The organism is Nonomuraea sp. SBT364 (assembly GCF_001083785.1).
Lineage (GTDB): Bacteria > Actinomycetota > Actinomycetes > Streptosporangiales > Streptosporangiaceae > Nonomuraea.
On sequence record NZ_LAVL01000353.1, the window covers coordinates 1 to 1141 of the forward strand.

Below are 1141 nucleotides of genomic sequence, written 5' to 3' on the forward strand. Positions count from 1 at the left end.
GGTGGCGGCGGGGGTGCGGTCGAGGGAGCCGAGGATGGCCAGCAGCCAGCACCAGCCGGCGGCGCCATACAGGGCGCGGCCGGCGAGCGCGAGCGGCGTGGCGGCGGTGAAGGCGTCGTCGCCGGCGCCCAGGAGCACCGGCACGCCCACGGCGAACAGGGCCAGGCCGCAGACGGCGACCAGGCGCAGGTCGCGGCGCGACGCCCGGCGGAAGCGGTCGTCGGCGGCGAACGCGAACCCGTAGGCGAAGAAGATCAGGTACGCCCAGCGGCTCCAGCCGGCGTACTCCTCCTCCAGGCCGAGCAGCGCGCTGACGAGGGCGAGCGGCAGCGCCGGCAGCAGCACCGCGCCCCGCCGCCGCACGAGCACGGCCATCCGCTCCCCGGGCCGCACCCCGGGCCGCCACGGCGGGAGCCATCGGGCCGTGAGCGCCAGGAGCAGCGAGAACGTCAGCAGCAGGACCAGGAACCACAGGTGCCCGGTCTCGAAATGCTCCCCCTGCAGGACGAACGGGAACTGCGCCGGGTCCAGCTCGATCCGGAAGAACCGGGGCAGGAACTCCAGGTACGACTCCCGGTAGGCGGGGTCGGCGCGCAGGCGCAGCCACTGCGGCACCGGGACGATCGTGACGGTGGCGAAGACGAGGGGCACGCCGATCCGGCGTAACCGCTCGGCGGCGTAGCCTGCGGCGCCGCGGCGGCCCAGCGAGTGGCGCGCGGCCAGCCCGGCGACGTAGAAGAGCAGCGGCATCGCCCACAGCACGCCGAGCACGGAGACGACCATGGTGAGCCCGGTGGTCTCGGCGTTCTTGACGTAGAAGTCGTCGCGGGCGTCGAACACCAGCGCCGAGTGGAACAGCACCAGCCCGGCCACCACCACGACCCGCAGCAGGTCGACCTCGCCGCGCCGCTCCGCCCGGGGAGGGTGCGGCGCGGTCACGCCCCGCCGCCCGGGAGCGCGGCGCGCCTGCGGGAGGCGTTGACCGCGGTGATGACGGCGAGCACGAGGGCGGGGCCGAGCAGGTCCTTGGGCCAGAACTCGGCCGGGCACGCCTCCGCGACGCTGACCACGGTCCAGGCCACGACGTTGACGGCGAGGATCGCGCCCCAGACGGCCCAGAGCGTCTTCAGCCATCGGGGGG

The 1141-nt window shown here is 75.2% G+C and carries 2 protein-coding genes; both read right to left on the reverse strand.

What is annotated here, in order from left to right; translation table 11 throughout:
• Window positions 1-939 (reverse strand): acyltransferase family protein (locus ADY59_RS47310; protein WP_049577950.1); only part of this gene is annotated, 939 nt, incomplete at its 3' end.
• Window positions 936-1141, reverse strand: a 206-nt coding sequence (locus tag ADY59_RS53170; protein ID WP_049577953.1) for a hypothetical protein, incomplete at its 5' end; no start/stop codon positions are given. The genes ADY59_RS47310 and ADY59_RS53170, both read right to left, overlap by 4 nt.